General features: G+C 68.9%; 19 protein-coding genes. 14 read left to right on the forward strand and 5 right to left on the reverse strand.

The window, feature by feature from the left end:
• Positions 1 to 183: 183 nt before the first annotated feature.
• Together Q0326_RS02365 and Q0326_RS02370 are read right to left on the reverse strand one after the other, a co-directional pair.
• Positions 184 to 843: a hypothetical protein gene (locus Q0326_RS02365; protein ID WP_298686684.1), complete on the reverse strand. Its 660-nt coding sequence runs from the start codon at positions 841 to 843 to the stop codon at positions 184 to 186.
• 10 nt (positions 844 to 853) lie between these two features.
• Positions 854 to 1,567, reverse strand: a complete 714-nt coding sequence (locus tag Q0326_RS02370) for a ParA family protein (protein WP_298686686.1) — start codon at positions 1,565 to 1,567, stop codon at positions 854 to 856.
• 126 nt (positions 1,568 to 1,693) lie between these two features.
• Between Q0326_RS02370 and Q0326_RS02375 the strand changes: the two genes are divergently transcribed.
• Together Q0326_RS02375 and Q0326_RS02380 are read left to right on the forward strand one after the other, a co-directional pair.
• A complete protein-coding gene (locus tag Q0326_RS02375) occupies positions 1,694 to 2,707 on the forward strand; it encodes an SPOR domain-containing protein (RefSeq protein ID WP_298686688.1) in 1,014 nt (337 codons plus the stop codon).
• A gap of 180 nt (positions 2,708 to 2,887) precedes the next feature.
• Positions 2,888 to 3,202 (forward strand): hypothetical protein, encoded by a 315-nt coding sequence (locus tag Q0326_RS02380; protein ID WP_298686690.1) that lies wholly within the window; start codon positions 2,888 to 2,890, stop codon positions 3,200 to 3,202.
• A 47-nt stretch (positions 3,203 to 3,249) separates the two neighbouring features.
• On the opposite strand, the gene serB is transcribed toward Q0326_RS02380, so the two are convergent.
• Positions 3,250 to 4,128 (reverse strand): phosphoserine phosphatase SerB, encoded by an 879-nt coding sequence (gene serB, locus Q0326_RS02385; RefSeq protein WP_298686692.1) that lies wholly within the window; start codon positions 4,126 to 4,128, stop codon positions 3,250 to 3,252.
• Here serB and miaA point away from each other — a divergent pair.
• From miaA to Q0326_RS02415, 6 genes are all read left to right on the forward strand, one after another.
• Positions 4,127 to 5,065, forward strand: coding sequence for a tRNA (adenosine(37)-N6)-dimethylallyltransferase MiaA (gene miaA / locus Q0326_RS02390; RefSeq protein WP_298686694.1), 939 nt, complete (start codon positions 4,127 to 4,129; stop codon positions 5,063 to 5,065). The two genes, serB and miaA, sit on opposite strands and share 2 nt — an antisense overlap.
• A 70-nt stretch (positions 5,066 to 5,135) precedes the next feature.
• Positions 5,136 to 6,887: an acetolactate synthase 3 large subunit gene (locus tag Q0326_RS02395; RefSeq protein WP_298686696.1), complete on the forward strand. Its 1,752-nt coding sequence runs from the start codon at positions 5,136 to 5,138 to the stop codon at positions 6,885 to 6,887.
• Between the two features lie 135 nt (positions 6,888 to 7,022).
• The gene (locus Q0326_RS02400) at positions 7,023 to 7,358 is read left to right on the forward strand and encodes a hypothetical protein (protein WP_298686698.1); all 336 of its coding nucleotides are present in this window, start codon (positions 7,023 to 7,025) and stop codon (positions 7,356 to 7,358) included.
• Positions 7,359 to 7,363: 5 nt separating this feature from the next.
• Entirely contained in the window at positions 7,364 to 7,879 is a 516-nt protein-coding gene (gene ilvN / locus Q0326_RS02405) for an acetolactate synthase small subunit (protein ID WP_298686700.1), read from the forward strand.
• 134 nt (positions 7,880 to 8,013) lie between these two features.
• Positions 8,014 to 9,033 (forward strand): ketol-acid reductoisomerase, encoded by a 1,020-nt coding sequence (gene ilvC, locus Q0326_RS02410; RefSeq protein ID WP_298686702.1) that lies wholly within the window; start codon positions 8,014 to 8,016, stop codon positions 9,031 to 9,033.
• A 278-nt stretch (positions 9,034 to 9,311) separates the two neighbouring features.
• Entirely contained in the window at positions 9,312 to 9,920 is a 609-nt protein-coding gene (locus Q0326_RS02415) for a YceI family protein (protein WP_298686704.1), read from the forward strand.
• An 18-nt stretch (positions 9,921 to 9,938) separates the two neighbouring features.
• Here the strand turns inward: Q0326_RS02415 and Q0326_RS02420 are convergent, their stop codons facing one another.
• Positions 9,939 to 10,349 carry a BLUF domain-containing protein gene (locus Q0326_RS02420; RefSeq protein WP_298686708.1) on the reverse strand — a complete coding sequence of 137 codons (411 nt, stop codon included), beginning with the start codon at positions 10,347 to 10,349 and terminating at the stop codon, positions 9,939 to 9,941.
• A 304-nt stretch (positions 10,350 to 10,653) separates the two neighbouring features.
• Here Q0326_RS02420 and Q0326_RS02425 point away from each other — a divergent pair, with 304 nt between their 5' ends.
• Positions 10,654 to 12,195 carry a 2-isopropylmalate synthase gene (locus Q0326_RS02425; protein ID WP_298686710.1) on the forward strand — a complete coding sequence of 514 codons (1,542 nt, stop codon included), beginning with the start codon at positions 10,654 to 10,656 and terminating at the stop codon, positions 12,193 to 12,195.
• Between the two features lie 1,033 nt (positions 12,196 to 13,228).
• Here the strand turns inward: Q0326_RS02425 and mutL are convergent.
• Positions 13,229 to 15,016, reverse strand: a complete 1,788-nt coding sequence (mutL, locus tag Q0326_RS02430) for a DNA mismatch repair endonuclease MutL (protein ID WP_298686712.1) — start codon at positions 15,014 to 15,016, stop codon at positions 13,229 to 13,231.
• 146 nt (positions 15,017 to 15,162) lie between these two features.
• On the opposite strand from mutL, the gene Q0326_RS02435 reads away from it, so the two are divergent.
• Genes Q0326_RS02435 through rodA form a run of 5 tightly spaced genes read left to right on the forward strand, consistent with a single transcriptional unit; the run spans position 15,163 to position 20,841 of the window.
• Complete coding sequence (locus Q0326_RS02435) at positions 15,163 to 16,203, forward strand: rod shape-determining protein (RefSeq protein WP_298686714.1); 1,041 nt, start codon at positions 15,163 to 15,165, stop codon at positions 16,201 to 16,203.
• Between the two features lie 16 nt (positions 16,204 to 16,219).
• Positions 16,220 to 17,104 carry a rod shape-determining protein MreC gene (gene mreC / locus Q0326_RS02440; protein ID WP_298686716.1) on the forward strand — a complete coding sequence of 295 codons (885 nt, stop codon included), beginning with the start codon at positions 16,220 to 16,222 and terminating at the stop codon, positions 17,102 to 17,104.
• The gene (locus tag Q0326_RS02445; RefSeq protein ID WP_298686718.1) at positions 17,104 to 17,640 is read left to right on the forward strand and encodes a rod shape-determining protein MreD; all 537 of its coding nucleotides are present in this window, start codon (positions 17,104 to 17,106) and stop codon (positions 17,638 to 17,640) included. The genes mreC and Q0326_RS02445 overlap by 1 nt, the downstream gene beginning before the upstream one ends.
• A gap of 10 nt (positions 17,641 to 17,650) precedes the next feature.
• Entirely contained in the window at positions 17,651 to 19,726 is a 2,076-nt protein-coding gene (gene mrdA, locus Q0326_RS02450; protein ID WP_298686720.1) for a penicillin-binding protein 2, read from the forward strand.
• On the forward strand, positions 19,726 to 20,841 hold the full coding sequence (gene rodA / locus Q0326_RS02455) for a rod shape-determining protein RodA (protein ID WP_298686722.1): 1,116 nt from the start codon (positions 19,726 to 19,728) through the stop codon (positions 20,839 to 20,841). The genes mrdA and rodA overlap by 1 nt, the downstream gene beginning before the upstream one ends.
• The last annotated feature ends 150 nt before the right edge of the window (positions 20,842 to 20,991 follow it).

The following is a 20,991-nucleotide window of genomic DNA, read 5'->3' on the forward strand; positions in this document are numbered from 1 at the left end:
ACCCGCGCCTGCGCGGCGGCGCGCTGCGCGAGCTTGTCCGCCGTCTTGGGCGACTGGTCGGCGAGCGATGCGGGATGGCCGCCCTGCCCGCCCGGGGTGCAGGCGACCGTCGAGAGGCCGAGCGCCAGCGACAAGGTCGCGATCCGGCTGAGCGTGCTGTGCTTCATGGCGATGTCCTACGGTTCAGCGGTGCGGCGGCAGACTCGCCGCCAATTTTGTCAGGTCGGGCATGTCGGCGAGCAGGCGATCGAGGGCCTCGGTGACGATCTGCTGCGCGGAGCGGTTCTGGACCACGCAGGCGAGGCGAAGGAGGAGGTGACGGTCGGCGTCGAGCCGCAGCGTGAAGGCCGCCTTGCGCTGGTCGGTGCGGATTGCTGCGAGCGCCGCCGTGCGGCCGGACGGCTTGCGGACCCGTACCTTGGGCGCGGGCGCGGCGTCGGCCGTGTCGGCGACGGGCGCCTCGGCCGGTGCGGGCGCGACCAGATGGGTCACGATCGGCGGCGCGTCCGCCGACGGCGCATCGGGCACGACATCGGCCGGAGCGGGCACGATCGGCGCGGCCTCGTCGGGCGCTGGCGCCAGCTCGAACTCGCGGGCGATCTCGTCCTGCTGGCGCAGCACCTCGGGCAGGACGGCGCGGGGCGGCGCGGTGCCGTCGGCGAGCCCGGCGGGCAGCGTCGCGCCGGCGATCCGGGGCACGTCATGCCCCATGTCGTTCCAGCCGAGATCGTCGGTCGGCACCGGGTTCGGCGAAAAACCCTGCGGACGCATCGCGGGACGGGCCTGTCCCTTGCGCGCGAGCAAGCCCGAGGAAAGCGAAGCAAAAGCCTTGTTGTCGCGCATCACCCGATCCTTACTGGACGACCCGGCGGCCGAAGCTGCCGGAGGCACGGGGTGCGACCATCGCGGGGCCGGCGGCCGGCGCGGTGAAGATGGTACGGCGGAAATTCTTCTCGAGCCGGTCCCAGATATAGGTCCACAGCTCGACGACCTCGTTGGCGGAGCGGCCCTTGGGGTCGACCTCCATCACCGTGCGGCCGTCGATCATCGAGGCGGCGAAGTCGGTGCGGTGGTGGATCGTGATCGGCGCGACGGTGCCGTGCTGCGACAGCGCGATCGCCGCCTCGTGCGTGATCCGCGCCTTGGGGGTGGCGCCGTTGACGACGAACAGCAAAGGCTTCCCCGAGCGCTCGCACAGGTCGACGGTGGCGCCGACCGCGCGCAGATCGTGCGGGGACGGGCGCGTCGGGATGACGATCAGCTCGGCAACCTGGATGACGCTCTGGATCGCCATCGTGATCGCCGGCGGCGTGTCGATGATCGCAAGCTTGAAGCCCTGCTGGCGGAGCACCTCGAGATCGGCGGCGAGCCTGGCGACCGTGGTCTGCGCGAACGACGGCATCTCCGCCTCGCGCTCGTTCCACCAGTCGGCGAGCGAGCCCTGCGGATCGATGTCGATCAGCACGACGGGTCCTGCCCCGGCACGCTGTGCCTGGACGGCGAGATGACCCGACAGCGTGGTCTTGCCGGATCCGCCTTTCTGCGATGCCAATGCCAGTACGCGCATGCTGTGCCCTTTGCCCCCGATAATCGATCACCAAATCCCATGGCGGTGGCTAAGATCGAGTTAACGTCGTCGATAGTCGCGTGCTATCGCTCGGCGCGCGCAGGTGATTTGCGGCGGAGGACAGGAATGCGGAGCGGTTTGGGTTGGGCGGTGATGACGGTCGCGATCGTGGCGCCGGCGGCGGCGTCGGTGGTCAAGGACGGCGTCGATGCCTGGCAGCGTGGCGACTATGCGACCGCGGTCGCGATCTGGCGTCCGCTGGCGCAGGCCGGCGACGGCGACGCCGCGTTCAATCTCGCCCAGGCGTATAAGCTCGGCCGCGGCGTGCCGTCCGACCTCGGCCAGGCCAAGAGCTGGTACGGCAAGGCCGCGCAGGCCGGCCATATCCAGGGCGCCGCCAATTACGGCCTGCTGCTGTTCCAGGACGGCGACCGCAAATCGGCGATGCCGTGGATCGCCAAGGCGAGTGCGGCGGGCGACCCGCGCGCGCAATATGTCTACGGCACCGCGCTGTTCAACGGCGACCTCGCGCCGCGCGACTGGCCCAAGGCCTATGCGCTGATGACGCGCGCGGCGGCGGCCGGCCTGCCGCAGGCGACGACGAGCCTGTCGCAGATGGACCAATATATGAGCGCCGACGATCGCCAGAAGGGGATGCAGATGGCGACGCAGATGGCGAGCCAGCCGGTGCCGCCGACCGGCCGGCACATCGTGACCGCGGGCAATGACGTCGCGGTCGGCCCCGCCGCCGATGCGCCGAGCGACCTGTCCGCATTGCCCAGCAAGCCGCTCAAGAGCCACGCCCCCGCGCCCGTCGCGATCGCCAAGCCAGGCCCGAAGCCGGCGGCGGCCAAGCCGGTGATCGCGGACAGCTCCGCACCTGCCAAGGCCGAGCCCAGGATCGCGGCGACGTCCGGCGGCCGATGGCAGGTTCAGCTCGGCGCCTATGGCTCGCAGGACGGTGCCGCTACCGCCTGGCACAAGCTGTCGGCCAAGCTCGGTGGCCTCGCGCCGAGCTACCAGAAGGCGGGCGCCGTCGTCCGTCTGCGCGCCGGCCCGCTGGGCGACAAGGCGGCGGCCGAAAAGGCATGCGCGGCGGCCAAGTCGGCGGGCGCCGCCTGCTTCCCGGTCGCCCCCTAGCCGAGCGCACGCCCGCCACCCCGGACGTGATCCGGGGTTTCGCGTCATAGGGGGATCGCGCGCCGCGCAACCCTGCGTCGTGCGCCCGATTTCAGGTCGTACCGATACCCTTGCCCGCGCTTAACGCTTCCTTCGCGCTTGCCGCGCTAGGATCGCACCCCGACATACCAGGGGGGTAGAATGGCATCGCGACTATGGCTCGCCAGGACCGAGGGGGTGCGTCCCGCCGGACGGCGGCCGCTGTGCCTGCTGCTCGCCGACCGGCCGATGCCGGTCGCGCTGCGCGAGGTGTCGGGAGCCGGCGCCTGGATCGAGACGTCGGTGCGGCTCGCCGCGGGCACGAGGGTGCAGCTACGCCATCCGCAGGCCGGCACGATCGCGGGCGAGGTGATCGGCGAGGACCGCGAAGGCCTGCGCCTCGCCTTCGACCGCAGCGAAACCGCAGTCGCCTTCGCGCTGGCCGCGATCACCGCGGACATGAGCCAGGCGGACTGACCCGCAGCACCCTTCGCGATACCGGCATATCGAACAGCGGACGGATCCTAAGCGTCGACCCAGCTCGCCCGCGCATAGCCCTGCGCCCACAGCAAGGCGGTGAGGTCGCTATGGTCGATCCGCGCCGCCGCCGCCGCCGCGGTCTTGGGCTTGGCGTGGTAGGCGACGCCCAGCCCCGCCGCCTGGATCATCGGAATGTCGTTGGCGCCGTCGCCCACCGCCAGCGTCTCCGCGACCTCGAGCCCGAGCGCGATCCGCTCGGCGTCGATCGTCCGGAGCTTGGTCGCGGCGTCGACGATCGGCCGGCCGACGGTGCCGTCGAGCCTGCCGCCGACGATCCCCAGACTATTGGCGATCGCGACGTCGAAGCCGATCTCGGCGGCGACCGGCTCGGCGAAGACGGTGAAGCCGCCCGACACCAGCACCGCGCGTGCGCCATGCGCCGTCATCGTGCGGACCAGCAGCCTGGCCCCCGGCATCAGCCGTACCCGCTCCGCGCGGCAGCGATCGATCGCCGACGCGGCGAGATCGCGCAGCAGCGCGACGCGCGCGTCGAGCGCCGCCGCGAAATCGAGCTCGCCGCGCATCGCCGCCTCGGTGACCGCGGCGATCTCGGCCTTGATCCCGGCATAGTCGGCGAGCTCGTCGATGCATTCGACCGTGATCATCGTCGAATCCATGTCGGCGACGAGCAGCTTTTTCGCGCGGTCGAGCGAGGGCTGGACGACCACGTCGATCCCCGCAGCCCCTCCGAGCGCTGCACGCGCGGCCTCGGGCTCTGCCGCAAAGACGATGTCGGCAGCGTCGCCCTCGTCGAGCCACGCGCCCTGCGCGGGGCGGCAGCCGGCCTCAGCGAGCGCATCGATCGCGCGCGAAATATCGCCGCGCGCTAGCCGTCCCGCTGCTATCAGCGTCGCTGTGAACATGAGAACTCCCGATCTTCCGCCGCTCGCGCTCATCGCAGGGCCGACCGCGAGCGGCAAGAGCGCGCTCGCCCTGTTGCTCGCAGAGCGGATCGGCGGGACGATCGTCAACGCCGATGCCAGCCAGGTCTATGCCGACCTGCGCGTGCTCAGCGCCCGTCCCTCGCCCCCCGAGGAGGCGCGCGCGCCGCACCGGCTGTTCGGCCATGTCGACGCCGCGGTCGCGCACAATGCCGCGGCCTGGGCGGCGGAGGCCAAGACAGCGATCGCCGCGGTCCACGCGGCGGGCGGCACGCCGATCCTGGTCGGCGGCACCGGCCTCTACATTCGCACGCTGCTCGACGGCATCGCGCCCGTCCCCGAGATCGACCCTGCGGTTCGCGCCGACGTCCGCAGCCTTCCGACCGACCATGCCTATGCGGCGCTCGAACGGGCCGATCCCGCCGCCGCACGGCGCCTGCGCGCGAGCGACACCAGCCGCATCCTGCGCGCGCTCGAGGTGGTCCGCGCGACCGGCCGCCCGCTCGCCGACTGGCAGACCGAATGCGTCGGCGGGATCGCCGATACGGTGCGCCTGACGCCGGCGCTGCTGATCCCCGATGCCGCCTGGCTCGCCGCGCGGATCGACGCGCGCTTCACGGCGATGCTCGACCAGGGTGCGGTCGAGGAGGTCGACGCGCTCGTCGCGCGCGGCCTCGACCCAGCACTTCCCGCGATGCGCGCGATCGGCGTCGCCGAGATTGCCGCGTGGCGTGCGGGCACGCTGGCACGCGACGCCATGATCACGCGCGCGCAGGCGGCCAGCCGACGCTATGCCAAGCGGCAGCGCACCTGGTTCCGGCACCAGCCACCGGCGGATTGGCCCCGACTTTCGCAACCTTATGACGATTTCGGTGGCATAGTTGATAGTTTATTGCTGGGAACAGGATTGACACGCTAGTTTGTTACGACTAGCTGCGCCGCTCCGCAGAAGCTGCTAGGCGCGCGGAATCGGAACGAAGGCGAGCGTGATGACCAGCGAAAAGAGCGGCGCGGACATATTGGTGGAAGCCCTGACCGATCTCGGCGTTGAGGTCGTGTTCGGCTATCCCGGCGGCGCGGTGCTCCCGATCTACGACGCGATCTTCAAGCAGGGTAAGATCCGCCACATCCTCGTCCGCCAGGAAGGCGGCGCGGCGCACGCCGCCGAGGGCTATGCGCGCTCGACCGGCAAGCCCGGCGTGGTGCTCGTCACCTCGGGGCCGGGCGCCACCAACGTCGTCACCGGCCTCGCCGACGCGCTGATGGATTCGATCCCGATCGTCGTCATAACCGGCCAGGTCCCCACCCAGCTGATCGGCACCGATGCCTTCCAGGAGGCGGACACGGTCGGCATCACGCGTCATTGCACCAAGCATAATTATCTGGTGCAGGATCCGGCGCGGCTGGGTGCGATCGTCCACGAGGCGTTCCACATCGCGACCTCGGGCCGCCCCGGCCCGGTCGTGATCGATCTGCCCAAGGACGTGCAGATCGCCTCGGCGCGCTACGAGAAGCCGACCGCACCGCTCCAGCACAAAACCTATCGCCCGCAGACCAAGGCGGACGCCGCGCAGATCGCAGAGGCGGTGGCGATGCTGGCGGCCGCCGAGCGCCCGATCCTCTACACCGGCGGCGGCATCATCAATGCCGGGCCGGCGGCCTCCGAAGCCTTGCGCGAATTGCAGGCGCTGACCGGCGCGCCGGTCACCTCGACGCTGATGGGGCTCGGCGCCTATCCGGCAACCGGCGACGCGTGGCTCGGCATGCTCGGGATGCACGGCACCTACGAAGCCAATATGGCGATGAACCAGGCCGACCTGATCCTCTGCCTGGGCGCACGCTTCGACGATCGCGTGACCGGGCGGCTCGACGCCTTCTCGCCGCTGTCGAAGAAGGTGCATGTCGACATCGATCGCTCGTCGATCAACAAGAATGTCCGCGTCGATCTCGGCATCGTCGCCGACGTCGGCTCGGCGATCACCGACATGATCACCGCGTGGAAGGCCTGTGGCCATCGGGCCGCGGACACCGCCGAATGGCAGAGCCGGATCGCCGGCTGGCGCGCGCGCAAGTCGCTGTCCTTCCCCGCCTCGGACCATGAGATCATGCCGCAGCAGGCGGTCAAGCGGCTGTACGAGCTGACCCGCCATCTCGATCCGGTGATCACGACGGAAGTCGGCCAGCATCAGATGTGGGCCGCGCAGCATTTCGGCTTCGACGCGCCCAATCGCTGGCTGACCTCGGGCGGTCTCGGCACGATGGGCTACGGCCTGCCCGCCTCGATCGGCGCGCAGGTCGCCTATCCGGGGCGCCTGGTGATCGGCATCTCGGGCGACGCCTCGGTGATGATGAACATCCAGGAGATGTCGACCGCGACGCAATATCGCCTGCCGATCAAGATCTTCATCCTCAACAATCAATATATGGGGATGGTGCGGCAGTGGCAGGAGCTGATCTACGCATCCCGCTATTCGGAGAGCTATAGCGAGGCGCTGCCCGATTTCGTCAAGCTGGCCGAGGCCTATGGCTGGACAGGAATGCGGATCGAGCAGCCCGGGGACCTCGACGACGGCATCGCCGCGATGCTCGCCGCAGAAGGGCCGGTGATGGTCGACTGCCGCGTCGCCCAGCTTGCCAACTGCTTCCCGATGATCCCGAGCGGCGCCGCGCACACCGAGATGATCCTCCACGCGGAGGAAGTGATCGGCGAGGCGAGCGACGAGGCGAAGGCGCTGGTCTGATGCGCATCCTTGCCCCACCCACCCCGTCATCCCCGCGCAGGCGGGGATCCATAGACGCGGCCGTCGCTACTTCTGGAGCAAGCTCGCGGCGTATGGATTCCCGCCTTCGCGGGAATGACGAACGGGCGAACTAACGTGCCGCGCACGCGTCTGGTCGTCCACATCGCCGAGCCGTTCGACTTCGAGCGGCGCAACGGCGGCGTCGCCGACCTCGAGGGCTGGACCGCGCAGGACTCGCCCGCCTTCTCCGACTGGGTGGTCCATCTCGACCACGTCGCCACGATCGGCGACGAGGACTTCGACAAGATCAAGATATCCTCGCGCTATGCGGGAGAAACGGTGTCCAAGGTGCTCGAAGGCTTCGGTTTCACGGCGGTCAACATCAGCTATCCGCGGCACGAGCCGGACGGCCGCGCCTATTGGCATTTCGGCATGGTCGGCAACGTCCTGCTCGCGCACGACAAGGGTTGAGACATATGCAGATGACCGAACAGGCCGCCGAGCGCCACACGCTGTCGATCGTCGTCGACAATGAGGCGGGCATCCTCGCGCGGATCGCGGGCATGTTCACCGCGCGCGGCTACAACATCTCGTCGCTGACCGTCGCCGACATCACCGAGGACCATGCGGTCAGCCGGATCACGATCGTGACCTACGGGCCGCCCGCGGTGATCGACCAGATCATCGCGCAGCTCGACCGGCTGATCCCGGTGCACCGCGTCACCGACCTCACCGATCTCGGGCCGCATGTCGAGCGCGAGCTGGCTTTGGTCAAGGTCGCGGGCACGGGCGATCACCGCATCGAGGCGCTGCGCCTCGCCGAGGTCTATCGCGCCCGCGTGGTGGACTCGACGATTGCGAGCTTCGTGTTCGAAGTCACGGGAAACCCGGAGAAGATCGACAAATTCTGCGAGCTGATGCGCGAGGTCGGCCTGGTCGAGGTCGCGCGCACCGGCATCGCGGCGCTGTCGCGCGGACGAGAGGCCGCCTGAGACATCCTAGCAAACCTCGTCACCCTGAACTTGTTTCAGGGTCTCGCCCGCCCCAAGCCTGATCGCATCGGGCAGGCGGGATGCTGAAACAAGTTCAGCATGACGGCCAGAAGATTCGAGAAAGGGACACAAGAATGCGCGTCTATTATGATTCCGATGCCGATGCCGGGCTGATCAAGTCCAAGAAGGTCGCGATCGTCGGCTATGGCAGCCAGGGCCATGCCCATGCCCAGAATCTGCGCGACAGCGGCGTCGGCGAGGTCGTGATCGCGCTGCGCGCCGGTTCGGCGACCGCCCAGAAGGCCGAAGGCGCCGGCTTCAAGGTGATGACCACCGCCGAGGCCGCGGCCTGGGCCGACATCATCATGATCCTCGCGCCCGACGAACTGCAGGCCGGGATCTACGCCGACGACATCGCCCCCAATATCCGCCCCGGCACCGCGATCGCTTTTGCGCATGGCCTCAACGTCCATTTCGGGCTGATCGAGCCCAAGGCCGACATCGACGTGTTCATGATCGCGCCCAAGGGCCCCGGCCACACCGTGCGCTCCGAATATGTCCGCGGCGGCGGCGTGCCCTGCCTGATCGCGATCCATCAGGACGCCAGCGGCAATGCGCATGACGTCGCGCTTTCCTACGCCTCGGCGATCGGCGGCGGACGCTCGGGCGTGATCGAGACGAGCTTCCGCGAGGAATGCGAGACCGATCTGTTCGGCGAGCAGGCGGTGCTCTGCGGCGGCCTCACCCACCTCATCCAGGCGGGCTTCGAGACGCTGACCGAGGCGGGCTATGCGCCGGAAATGGCCTATTTCGAATGCCTCCACGAGGTGAAGCTGATCGTCGACCTGATGTATGAGGGCGGCATCGCCAACATGCGCTATTCGATCTCGAACACCGCCGAATATGGCGACATCACCACCGGTCCGCGGATCATCACGAGCGAGACCAAGGCGGAGATGAAGCGCGTGCTCGCCGACATCCAGGGCGGCCGCTTCGTCAAGAATTTCGTGCTCGACAACCGCGCCGGCCAGCCCGAGCTCAAGGCCGCGCGCAAGCAGGCCGCCGCCCACCCGATCGAGCAGGTCGGCACCAAGCTGCGCGCGATGATGCCGTGGATCGGCGCGGGCAAGCTGGTCGACAAGGACAAGAACTGAGGCTTCGTCCTTACCTTCGTTAGGAAGGACCGTCCGCTAACCCCCTGTCGTCATCCCGGACCTGATCCGGGATACATAGACGCGACGCCTGACGGTCAGGCGCAGCGTCTATGGATTCCCGCCTTCGCGGGAATGACGGAAGGTGGGGAGCCGTCATCAGCGCCGACGCCGCTCCTATCTTCCCAACTTCCTCGAACAGTCGCATCGGCATATTCCCGCTATCCTGCGCGCCGCCTCCCCCGCTAGGGATGCCGCGACACGATCATGGAGCTTTGTCGATGCGTCCCCTGCCCTTCCTCGCCGCCGCCCTTCTCGCCACCAGCGCTGTCGCGCAGGGGCCGATGCCGATGCCCGCGCCCGACACCAGCAAGGTCGTCGCCGGCAATTATGCGATCGAGCCCAACCACACGCAGGTGATCTTCGCGGTCGATCATTTCGGCTTCTCGATCTTCCGGGGCTTCCTGTCGCAGGCGTCGGGCACGCTGACGCTCGATCCCGCCAAGCTGACCGCGACGCAGCTGTCAGTGACGCTGCCGATCGCCTCGATCCACACCACCAGCGCCAAGCTCGACGAGGAGCTCAATTCGGCCGACTGGCTCGACTCGAGCCGCTACCCGACCGCGACCTTCGTCTCGACCAAGGTGACGCCCGGCCCGAACGGCCTCGCGATGGTCGACGGCAATCTGACGCTGCATGGCGTCACCCGGCCGGCGCAGCTGCACGTCCATTTCCACGGCGCGGGCGCCAATCCCATGAACAAGGCGACGACCATTGGCTTCGACGGCCGGCTCTCGATCGCGCGCAGCCAGTTCGGCGTGACCAAATATGTGCCCGTCGTCTCGGACCGCGTCGAAGTGACGATCGCCGCCGCCTTCGAGAAGAAGTGATCGGGCGCGAAGACCCGATCAGGCCGCGTGGCGATCGATCCGCGCGAAGCTCATGAACAGGGCGCGGGTGTTCGCATCGGGCACCTGCGCCACGAGCCGGTCGACGGTCTCGACCAGCGTCTCGCGCGAAACGCCGGCATCGACGCGCTGCCACGCCATATCCCAGTCGCCGAAGCCGCGGGTCTCGACCTCGGCGCGGCCGAGCTCGACGCAGGCGCGGTGGCGCGGATCGGCCTTGATCCGCGCGAAGGTGGCGAGCAGCGGCGCCTCATCGCCCTCGAGCGCCTGCAAGAAGCGCACGCCGTCGAACAGCAGCAGGCCGGTCAGCCCGACGCGGCGGTTGTTGCGCTGCGACGCCGCCAGCAGATCGGACGTGGCGACAGCGTCGAGATTTCCGCGTGCCGTACTGATGTAGGTTAGCCGGATCATCGCCGAAAAGACTCCAAGCAAAACAATATGCTCGTCGTAGGCCGAATCGATTGCCACGCTGTTAACGGCGATCGTCCACAGGAAATTGCTGGACTTCGCACGGCGACTATCGCATCGTTGCGCAGATGACGCCGGCGCTTCGCCTTCCCCTGCTTCGACTTACGCGCCCTTAGGCGCGTCGCTTGCGCGTGGGCCACGGTCCGCGCCGCCGCCTAAGGGATGATCGCCGCCCGGCAGACGGGCTTCAAGACGAACCGGAATCTGCCCGACCAGCTTCAAGCGCGCTCGGGCGCGGAGTGCCACCATGACCGACACCACCATCCTGATCTTCGACACCACCTTGCGCGACGGCGAGCAATCGCCCGGCTGCTCGATGAATCTCGAGGAGAAGCTCAAGATCGCCGCGCAGCTGGAAGCGATGGGCGTCGACGTGATCGAGGCCGGCTTCGCGATCGCCTCGGAGGGCGATTTCGAGGCGGTGCGCGAGGTCGCGCGCCATGCCGACCGCGCGATCATCGCCAGCCTCGCGCGCGCCAGCGACGGCGACATCGATCGCGCCTGGGAAGCGGTCAAGCACGCCCGCCGCCCGCGCATCCACACCTTCATCGCGACATCGCCGCTGCACATGCGCGTCAAGCTCAACAAGACCCCCGACGAGGTGATGGCCGCGATCGCGCGCACCGTCGGCCGCGCGCGCAATCTGTGCGAGGACGTCGAATGGTCCGCCGAGGACGCGACGCGCTCCGAGCCCGATTTCCTGGCGCGCGCGATCGAGACCGCGATCGACGCGGGCGCGACGACGATCAACCTGCCCGACACTGTCGGCTATGCCACGCCGGAAACCTATGGCGCGCTGTTCCGCGACATGATCGCGCGCGTCCCCAATGCCGACAAGGCGCTGTTCTCGACGCATTGCCACAACGACCTGGGACTCGGCGTCGCCAACACGCTGGCGGCGGTGATGGCGGGCGCGCGCCAGGTCGAATCGACGATCAACGGCATCGGCGAGCGCGCCGGCAACGCCGCGGTCGAGGAGATTGCGATGGCGATCAAGGTGCGCGGCGACGTCATGCCCTATCGCACCAACATCGTCTCGACCGAGATCACGCGCTCGTCGCGCCTCGTCTCGGCGGTGACCGGCTTCCAGGTCCAGCCCAACAAGGCGATCGTCGGCGCCAACGCCTTCGCGCATGAAAGCGGCATCCACCAGGACGGCATGCTCAAGGACTCGTCGACCTACGAGATCATGACCCCCGAGAGCGTCGGCGTATCGACCTCCAACCTCGTCATGGGCAAGCATTCGGGCCGCGCCGCCTTTCGCGCCAAGCTCGAGACGCTGGGCTATGAGCTCGGCGACAACGCCTTCCAGGACGCGTTCGTGCGCTTCAAGGCGCTCGCCGACGCCAAGAAGGCGGTGTTCGACGAGGATATCGTCGCGCTGGTCGACGACGAAGTGGTGCGCGGCCACGACAGCATCCAGGTCCGCGACGTCGAGATCCATTGCGGCACGGGTCCTGCGCGCGCGATCCTCACGCTCGAGATCGACGGCGTCGAGAAGACCGCGGCCACGCGCGGCAACGGCCCCGTCGACGCGCTGTTCAACGCAATCCGCGAGCTCGTGCCGCACGACGCCTCGGCGATGGAGCGCTACGAGGTCCATGCCGTCACCGGCGGCACCGACGCGCAGGCCGAGGTCTCGGTGGTGCTCGCCGAGGATGGCCGCACCACGCGCGGGACGGGCGCGCATCACGACACGATGGTGGCAAGCGTGCGCGCCTATGTGAACGCGCTCAACAAGCTGATGGTCAAGCGCGGCCGACGCGCGCCCGACGCGATGGCAGGCTGAGCCAGACCAGGCGCGGTCCCCAGACGCCGTGACCCTAGCGGGACCTGCGGCACGTCGGTGTTCGCAGGTCGGCGCCCGGTCGCTTCTTTCGTCATCCCGAACCCGGTTCGGGATCCAGACGCGCGGCGTTGCCATATCGGGCGCCGCGTATCTGGATCCTGACCTTCGTCAGGATGACGGAATTTGAGTGGCGAGCCGCCATTCCTCTTCTTCGTCATCCCGGACGTGATCCGGGATCCATAGACGCGGCATCCGCTATTGAGGCGCTGCGAGTATGGATTCCCGCCTTCGCGGGAATGACGGCGTGTGGTGGAGAGCCGCCATTCCTCTTGTTCGTCATCCCGGACTTGATCCGGGATCCATAGACGCGTCATTCGCCATTGAGGCGCTGCGCCTCTGAATTCCCGCCTTCGCGGGAATGACGGGTTGTGGTGGGAAGCGGACATTCTCTGATCCCGTCACCCCGGGCTCGACCCGGGGTCCCGCTTCTTCACCCCTTTGATCAGGGCAGCTGGCCCCCGGCTCAAGGCCGGGGTGACGATAAAATCCAATGTCCGCGTATGGGCGAATCCTGCCGTACCACAGCCGTCATGGCGAGGCGTGGCGCGCCAGGGCAATCCAGATCCCGCAGCTGGTTGCTTCGCTACGCGCGCAATGACGTCACATGGGCGATCCCCTACGATCCGCTTCTGCATCCGTCAGGCCGGGTAGAGCATGGGTAAAGCACAGCTTTGATCGTCGCCGCCTCACCGTCCGACCCGACCCGAGCGCCCGCGTCCGCGTCCGCCTGTGTTGCGCCCTATATCGCGGAATCGCAAACCCGTTCGAACAAAAAGCGAACAAGACCTCTTCCCTTGTAGGATTTTCTTTGGCAGGCAGGGACGGTCGGCGCGGCCGGCGGCTGATTCTCATTGCCGATCCACCTCGACGCGACGATCGAGGCGCCCCCTCGGCAGCGTCGGGAAACAGGCCATTTTTCCCGTCACGCTGTCAACTTCGTCAAGCGGCCGTCCGCCGCGACGGCCGCCCCCGCTCACTTCCGCCCGAACAGTTTCTCGATGTCGCCATGCCCGAGCTTCACCCAGGTCGGCCGGCCATGGTTGCACTGGCCCGAATGGGGGGTCACCTCCATCTCGCGGAGCAGCGCGTTCATCTCGGCGACCGACAGCACCCGCCCCGCGCGCACCGAGCCGTGGCACGCCATCGTCCCCGCCACCGCGTCCAATTTCTCCTTGAGACTGAGCGCCTCGTCATAGGCAGCGATCTCGTCGGCGAGGTCGATCACCAGCCCGCGCACGTCGGTGCGCCCGAGCATCGCCGGGACCGCGCGGACCAGCATCGCTTGGCGGCCGAAGCGCTCGAGCTCGAGCCCCATCGCGGCGAGCTCGTCGATGCGCGGCTCGAGCCGGTCGCAGCCGCTCTCGTCGAGCTCGACCACCTCGGGGAGCAGGAGCGCCTGCGCCGCGACACCCCCCAGCGCCATCGCGCGCCGCATGCGTTCGAGCACCAGCCGTTCGTGCGCGGCGTGCTGGTCGACCAGCACCAGCCCGTCCTCGGCTTCCGCCACGATATAGGTGGCGGCGACCTGCCCGCGCGCGATGCCGAGCGGATGCGCCACCGCCGACGGTGTCGCGAGCGCGGCGACCTCGGCGCGGCCCTGCGGCGCGGGCGCCTCGGGACGCCAGGACGGGCGCGCATCCCACACGCCATATTGGCGCGCCCCATAGTCACGGTCCGCAACGGGCAGCGGCAGCGTCGCGACACCGGCGTCGCCCATCCCCATCGGCTCGCTCTGCCACTGGCCGAGCGCCGCCGCCGACGGGCGCTGGACGCTGCGATGCCCGGCGCCGTCGAGCGCGGCGCGCAGGCCGCCGACGATCAGCCCGCGCACCAGCGACGGCTCGCGGAAGCGCACCTCGGTCTTGGCGGGGTGGACGTTGACGTCGACCTCGCTGCCGGGAAGCGTGATGAACAGCGCCACCACCGGATGCCGGTCGCGCGCGAGCAGATCCTGATAGGCCGCGCGCACCGCGCCGACCAGCACGCGGTCGCGCACCGGGCGGCCGTTGACGAACAGGAACTGATGATCGGCGACGCCGCGGTGGAAGGTCGGCAGCCCCGCCACGCCCTCGAGCCGCACCTCACCGCGCAGATGATCGACGACGATGCTGTTGGCGCCAAGCTCGCGGTCGGTGAGCGCGGCGACGCGCGCCGGCTGGCTCTCGCCCGGCGGCACCGACAGCACGCGCCGGCCGTCATGCTCGATCGTGAAGCCGACATCGGGCCGCGCCATCGCCAGCCGCTTGACCACGTCGACGCAGGCGGCCTGTTCGGAGCGCGCCGAGCGCAGGAATTTGCGCCGGGCCGGGACGCGCTCGAACAGCGCCTCCATCCTGACCCGCGTCCCCGGCGGCAAAGCGGCCGGGCCCTCCTCGACCAGCACGCCATTGTCGACGATTCGCCGCCAGCCGTCGGCGCCGCGCACCCGGCTCTCGATCGACAACCGCGCGACGCTCGCGATCGAGGGCAGCGCTTCGCCGCGAAAACCGAGCGTTTCGACCGCTTCGATCGCATCGTCGGGCAGCTTGGAGGTGGCGTGTCGTTCAAGCGCGAGCGCGATCTCGGCGGGGCGCATCCCGCAGCCGTCGTCCGCCACCTCGATCCCCGCCAGACCGCCCTCGCGCAAGGCGACCGCGATCCTCAGCGCCCCTGCGTCGATCGCATTCTCGACCAGTTCCTTGAGCGCACTGGCGGGGCGTTCGACCACCTCGCCGGCGGCGATGCGGTTGATCAGATGCTCTGGCAGGCGGCGTATTGACATAGCAACCTCCCTAGCCCAAGCGACGGCATCCCGCGACCACAACGATATGGTTCTACCGCTTTATCGGGGGCGGTGGGCGCGGCGAATGCGAATATTGGGCGCCGGAACGTGGGGCGACGTCCGGCAAGCGGCGAGAGCGGGCACGAATGATCTTTTCGCGATTCTTCAAGTTCATGTCGCACGACATGGCGATCGATCTGGGTACGGCCAACACGCTGGTCTATCTGCGCGGCAAGGGCATCGTGCTCAACGAGCCGTCGGTGGTCGCGATCGAGACGATCCAGGGCGTGCGCAAGGTCCGCGCGGTCGGCGTCGACGCCAAGCTGATGATGGGCAAGACCTCGGGCTCGATCGAGGCGATCCGCCCCTTGCGTGACGGCGTCATCGCCGACATCGACGTCGCCGAGCAGATGATCAAGCACTTCATCCACAAGGTCCACGGGCAGCGCCGCTTCCCGCGCTGGCCCGAGATCGTGATCTGCGTGCCGTCGGGTTCGACCTCGGTCGAGCGCCGCGCGATCCGCGACGCCGCCTCCAATGCGGGCGCGTCGCAGGTCTTCCTGATCGAGGAGCCGATGGCCGCCGCGATCGGCGCCGACATGCCCGTCACCGAGCCGGTCGGCTCGATGGTCGTCGACATCGGCGGCGGCACCACCGAGGTCGCGGTGCTCTCGCTGCGCGGGCTCGCCTACACCACCTCGGTGCGCGTCGGCGGCGACAAGATGGACGAGGCGATCGCCTCCTACGTCCGCCGCAACCACAATTTGCTGATCGGCGAGGCCACCGCCGAGCGGATCAAGAAAGAGGTCGGCTGCGCCAAGATGCCCGCCGACGGCATCGGCGAGACGATCCACGTCAAGGGCCGCGACCTCGTCAACGGCGTGCCCAAGGAGATCACGATCAACCAGGGCCAGATCGCCGACGCGCTCTCCGAGCCGGTCGGGTCGATCGTCGAGGGCGTGCGCATCGCGCTCGAGAACACCGCCCCCGAACTCGCCGCGGACATCGTCGACCAGGGCATCGTGCTGACCGGCGGCGGCGCGCTGCTGCAGGGCATCGACGAGGTGCTGCGCGACGAGACCGGCCTCCCCGTTACGATCGCGGACGATCCGCTCACCTGCGTCGCGCTCGGCACCGGGCGCGCGCTGGAGGACCCGATCTACCGCGGCGTGTTGCTGACCGCCTGAGCGGGGCGTCTCGGCCATGAAGGCGCCGACCCGAAACCGGCGCCCCGGCTTCTCGCGACGCGCGCAATACGGGCTGTTCGCCTCCTATGTGGTGGCGGTGACCGGGATCCTCGTCGGGCTGGGACTGATCGTCATCGCGCGTGTCGACCCGCAGGGGTTCGGCATGGTGTGGGGTGCCGCGCTCGACGTCACGACGCCGATCTCCTCGCTTGAGCGCGGGCTTGTGCGCGGGGTCGGCGACGCGGTCGACGGCACGACCAACTATATCGCCGCGGGATCCAAGAACGCCGCGATGGCGCGCGAACTCGATGCCGATCGCCGCGCGCTGGTCGCCGCGCGAATCCTCTCGCTCGAAAATGCGCGGCTGCGCCGGATGCTCAAGCTGGTCGACAACCGCCCCGCTGCGGTCGCGGTCGCGCGCATCGTCGGCTCGACCGGGGTCAGCAGCCGTCGCTATGCGACGCTCAACGCCGGATCGAACGAAGGCGTGCGGCCGGGCCAGCCGGTGCGGTCGGCTGAGGGGCTGATCGGCCATGTCGTCGAGGCCGGGATGACCGCGTCGCGGGTGTTGCTGATCACCGACAATGCCAGCGTCGTGCCGGTGCGGATGGCACGCGGCGGCATGCCGGCGCTCGCCGCCGGGCGCGGCGACGGCTCGGTCGAGATCCGGCCGCTCGGTGCCGGCGGCAATCCGTTCGACCGCGGCGACATCGTGCTGACCTCGGGGACCGGCGGCCTCTATCCGCCCGACGTCCCGGTCGCAGTGGTGGTGCGCAAGGAGGGCGACGTCGCGGTCGCCTGGCCGCTCGCCAACCCCGCGCAGCTCGATTACGCGATGGTCGAGCCCGCCTTTGCCGGATTGCCGCCCCCCCCGGCCGCGCCGCCCCCTGGCAAGCGCTGATGCCGCCGCCGCGCAGCTCCGCCCCGCCGACTCGTGCGATCGAGCTGCGCGCGCGGCTGGTGCCGGTGCTCTCGACGCTGGGCGGCTCGGCGGTCGCGCTGTTGCCGACGGTCGCGCTGGCGCCCAACTGGCCGCCGTTCGGGCTGCTGATGCTGCTCGGCTGGCGTCTGCTCCGGCCGGAGATGTGGCCGGCCTGGGTCGGCCTGCCGCTCGGCCTTGCCGATGATCTGCTGACCGGGCAGACGCTTGGCACGGGGATGGTGACATGGACGGCGTGCCTGATGCTCGCCGATCTGGTCGAAGTGAGGTTGCTCTGGCGGGACTATGTGCAGGAATGGCTGATCGCCGCGCTCGCGATCGCGGGCGCGATCCTGTGCGCCTGGGCGATCGCGACCTGGACCGGCGGCGCCGCGCCGCTGCGGCTGGTGGTGCCGCAGATGCTGACCAGCATCCTGTGCTTCCCGATCATCGGCCGGCTCTGCGCGCTGCTCGATCGCTGGCGGCTGGCGACCGGCAAGATCCGCGCCTCCGACTGAGCCCGCGCCCATGAAGTTCGGCGGCCCCAAACGCCCTGCCCGCCTCGTCACCGAGGCGCATCAGAATTTTTCCTTCACGCGACGCACGCTTGCGCTCGGCGCAATGCAGGGCGGCGTCGGCCTGATGCTCGCCGGGCGCATGGCGTGGCTGACGGTCGTCGAGAAGGACCGCTATGCCGCGCTCGCCGAGAGCAACCGCGCACGCTCGACGATGATCCCGCCGCGCCGCGGCTGGATGGTCGACCGCCACGGGCAGCCGATCGCGATCAACCGCTCGGACTTCCGCGTCGATCTCATCCCCGACCTGCTGCAGGACAAGGACGCCGAGATCGCGCTGCTCCAGCAGATCCTCGGCCTCGATCCCGACGCCGTCCAGCAGCTGCGCGAAAATCTGATCAAGGCGGCAGGCTTCCAGCCGGTCCAGGTCGCCGAGGATCTCGATTACGAGCGCTTCGCGGCAATCAATTTGCGGCTTCCCGATCTTCCCGGCGTCGTGCCCGCGCGCGGCTTCTCCCGCCTCTATCCGGCCGGCGCCGCGGTCGCGCATCTGGTCGGCTATGTCGGATCGGCCTCGGTCGACGACTATAAGAAGGACAAGAACCCGCTGCTGATCACGCCGGGGTTCAAGATTGGCAAGCAGGGGCTTGAAAAGACCTTCGATCTCTACATGCGCGGCACGCCCGGCGCCAAGCGCGCCGAAGTGACCGCGCGCGGCAAGCTGGTCCGCGACCTCACCACCCAGCCCGAGACGCCGGGCCGCACGCTTCAGCTCACCATCGATGCCGGCCTGCAGGATTATGTCGCCGAGCGGATGGGCGACCAGTCGGGCTCGGGCGTGGTGATCGACACGACCAACGGCGACATCCTCGCGATGGTCTCGATGCCCGCCTACGACCCCAACAGCTTCTCGCGCGGGGTGACCCACGACGAGTGGAACATGCTCGCCGCCGACGACCATCTGCCGCTGGTCAACAAGGCGCTGCAGGGCCTCTATCCGGCCGGCTCGACGGTCAAGCCGATGAACGCACTGGCGCTGCTCGAGGCCGGCGTCTCGCCCGACGACCATGTCCTGTGCACCGGCACCTACAAGGTCGGCAACAGCGCCTTCCACTGCTACAAGCACAGCGGGCACGGCTCGATCGACATGCACCGCGCGATCCAGCAGAGCTGCGACATCTATTTCTACACCATGGCGCGCAGGGTCGGCACCGCCACGCTCGCCGCGATGGCCAAGCGGCTGGGCCTGGGCGAGAAATTCCCGCTGCCGGTCTCGTCGCAGCGCTTCGGCACCGTCCCCGACCCCGCCTGGAAGCTCAAACGCTACCACAAGCCCTGGTCGGTCAGCGACACGCTCAACTCGGCGATCGGCCAGGGCTATACGCTGGTCAATCCGCTCCAGATCGCGGTGATGGCCGCACGCATCGCCAGCGGGATGGCGCTGGTGCCCCGCCTCGTCCACCGCAAGAGCGATCTGCCGCCCGAGCCGCTCGGCATCGATCCCGCGCATCTCCGCTTCGTCCACGAGGCGATGGGCGCGGTGGTCGGCCCCGGCGGCACCGCGGCGGCGGCCCGGATCCAGCTGCCCGGCGTCGACATGGGCGGCAAGACCGGCTCGGCGCAGGTCCACCATATCAGCGAGGCCGATCGCCGCGCCGGCCGCACCAGCGGCACCACCGGCGACTGGAAGCTGCGCGACCACGGCCTGTTCATCGCCTTCGCGCCCGTCGAGCAGCCGCGCTATGCCGCGGGCTTCATCATGGAACATGCCGGCCACGGCACGTTCGCGGCGGGGGTGACGCGCGACGCCTTCACATTCCTCTACGACAAGCAGCGCGCGCTCGACACGCTTGCCAAGATGCAGCCGAGCTGGGGCGGCGACATCGCGACGCGGATGACCGCCGAGCGCGCGCGCTGGCAGGCCGAGCAGGCCAAGGCGGCCGCGCCCCCGCCGACCACCGAGGAAGGCGACACCAGCGCGCAGGAGAAGGCCGCGACGCCGCCGCCGGTCGCCGCCGCCACCGCGGTCGCGCCGCCCTCCGAAGTGCCCGAGAACGCGCAGGCGCCCGCCAATGGAGCGATCGACTGATGATCCGCAACTCGCTCGTCCCCGCCCCGCTCGCGCAGCTGCCCTGGCGGATCCTGCTGACCGTCGTTGCGATCACCGGCTTTGGGCTCGTCGTGCTCTATTCGGCCGCGGGCGGGCATCTGCAGCCCTGGGCGCTTGGCCAGGGTGCGCGCTTCTGCCTGTTCCTGGTCGGCGCGATCCTGCTGTCGCGGCTGCGCGAGGCGCAGATCCGTTCGGCGGTCGTGCCCGCCTATGTCATCCTGGTGATCGCGCTGGTGTTCACCGAACTGATCGGCAAGGTAGCGGGAGGCGGCCAGCGCTGGCTCAACCTCGGCATCATCCGGCTGCAGCCCTCCGAGCTGATGAAGCCGCTGATCGTGCTGATGCTAGCGCGCTTCTACGACATGCTGCCTGCCGGCGAGATCCGGCGCTGGAACGCGATCTGGCCCGCGCTCGGGCTGATCGGCGTACCCGCGGCCCTGATCCTGATCCAGCCCGATCTCGGCACCGCGACGATGGTGGTCGCGGGCGGGATCATCGTCATGTTCCTCGCCGGCCTGCCGCTCAGGCTGTTCATCGGCGGCGTGCTGTCGATCATCCCGCTGGGCGCGGGCGCCTGGTCGATGATGCACGCCTACCAGCGCAACCGCGTGCTGATCTTCCTGGACCCCGAGAGCGATCCGCTCGGCAAGGGCTATCATATCAGCCAGTCGAAGATCGCGATCGGATCGGGCGGTCTGTTCGGCAAGGGGTTCCTCAACGGCACGCAGAGCCATCTCGACTATCTGCCCGAGGGCCAGACCGATTTCGTGTTCGCGACGATGGCGGAGGAATGGGGTCTGGTCGGCGGCGTGCTGCTGATCTGCGCCTTCCTGTCCGTGGTCTGGTGGGGGCTGGGCGTCGCGATGCGCGCCGAGACCCGCTTCGGCAAGCTGGCCGCCGCCGGTCTTTCGACGACGATCTTCTTCTACGTCGCGGTCAATCTGATGATGGTGATGGGCTTGGCCCCCGTCGTCGGCATCCCGCTGCCGCTGGTCTCCTATGGCGGATCGGCGGTGATGACGGTGCTGATCATCCTGGGGTTGCTGATGGCGATCGATCGCGGCCAGCGTGGATCGCACACGAGTTTCTCCTGATTTCGCGACTTTCTGCGCGCGCGCTGTTTACATCCGCAAAACCCCCTGCTAACCGGCCGCCTCCCGACGCGATCGAGTGATCGACCGCCGCGGTGTGGACGCATAGCTCAGTTGGTAGAGCAGCTGACTCTTAATCAGCGGGTCCTTGGT

Source organism: uncultured Sphingomonas sp., assembly GCF_937859915.1.
Lineage (GTDB): Bacteria > Pseudomonadota > Alphaproteobacteria > Sphingomonadales > Sphingomonadaceae > Solisphingomonas.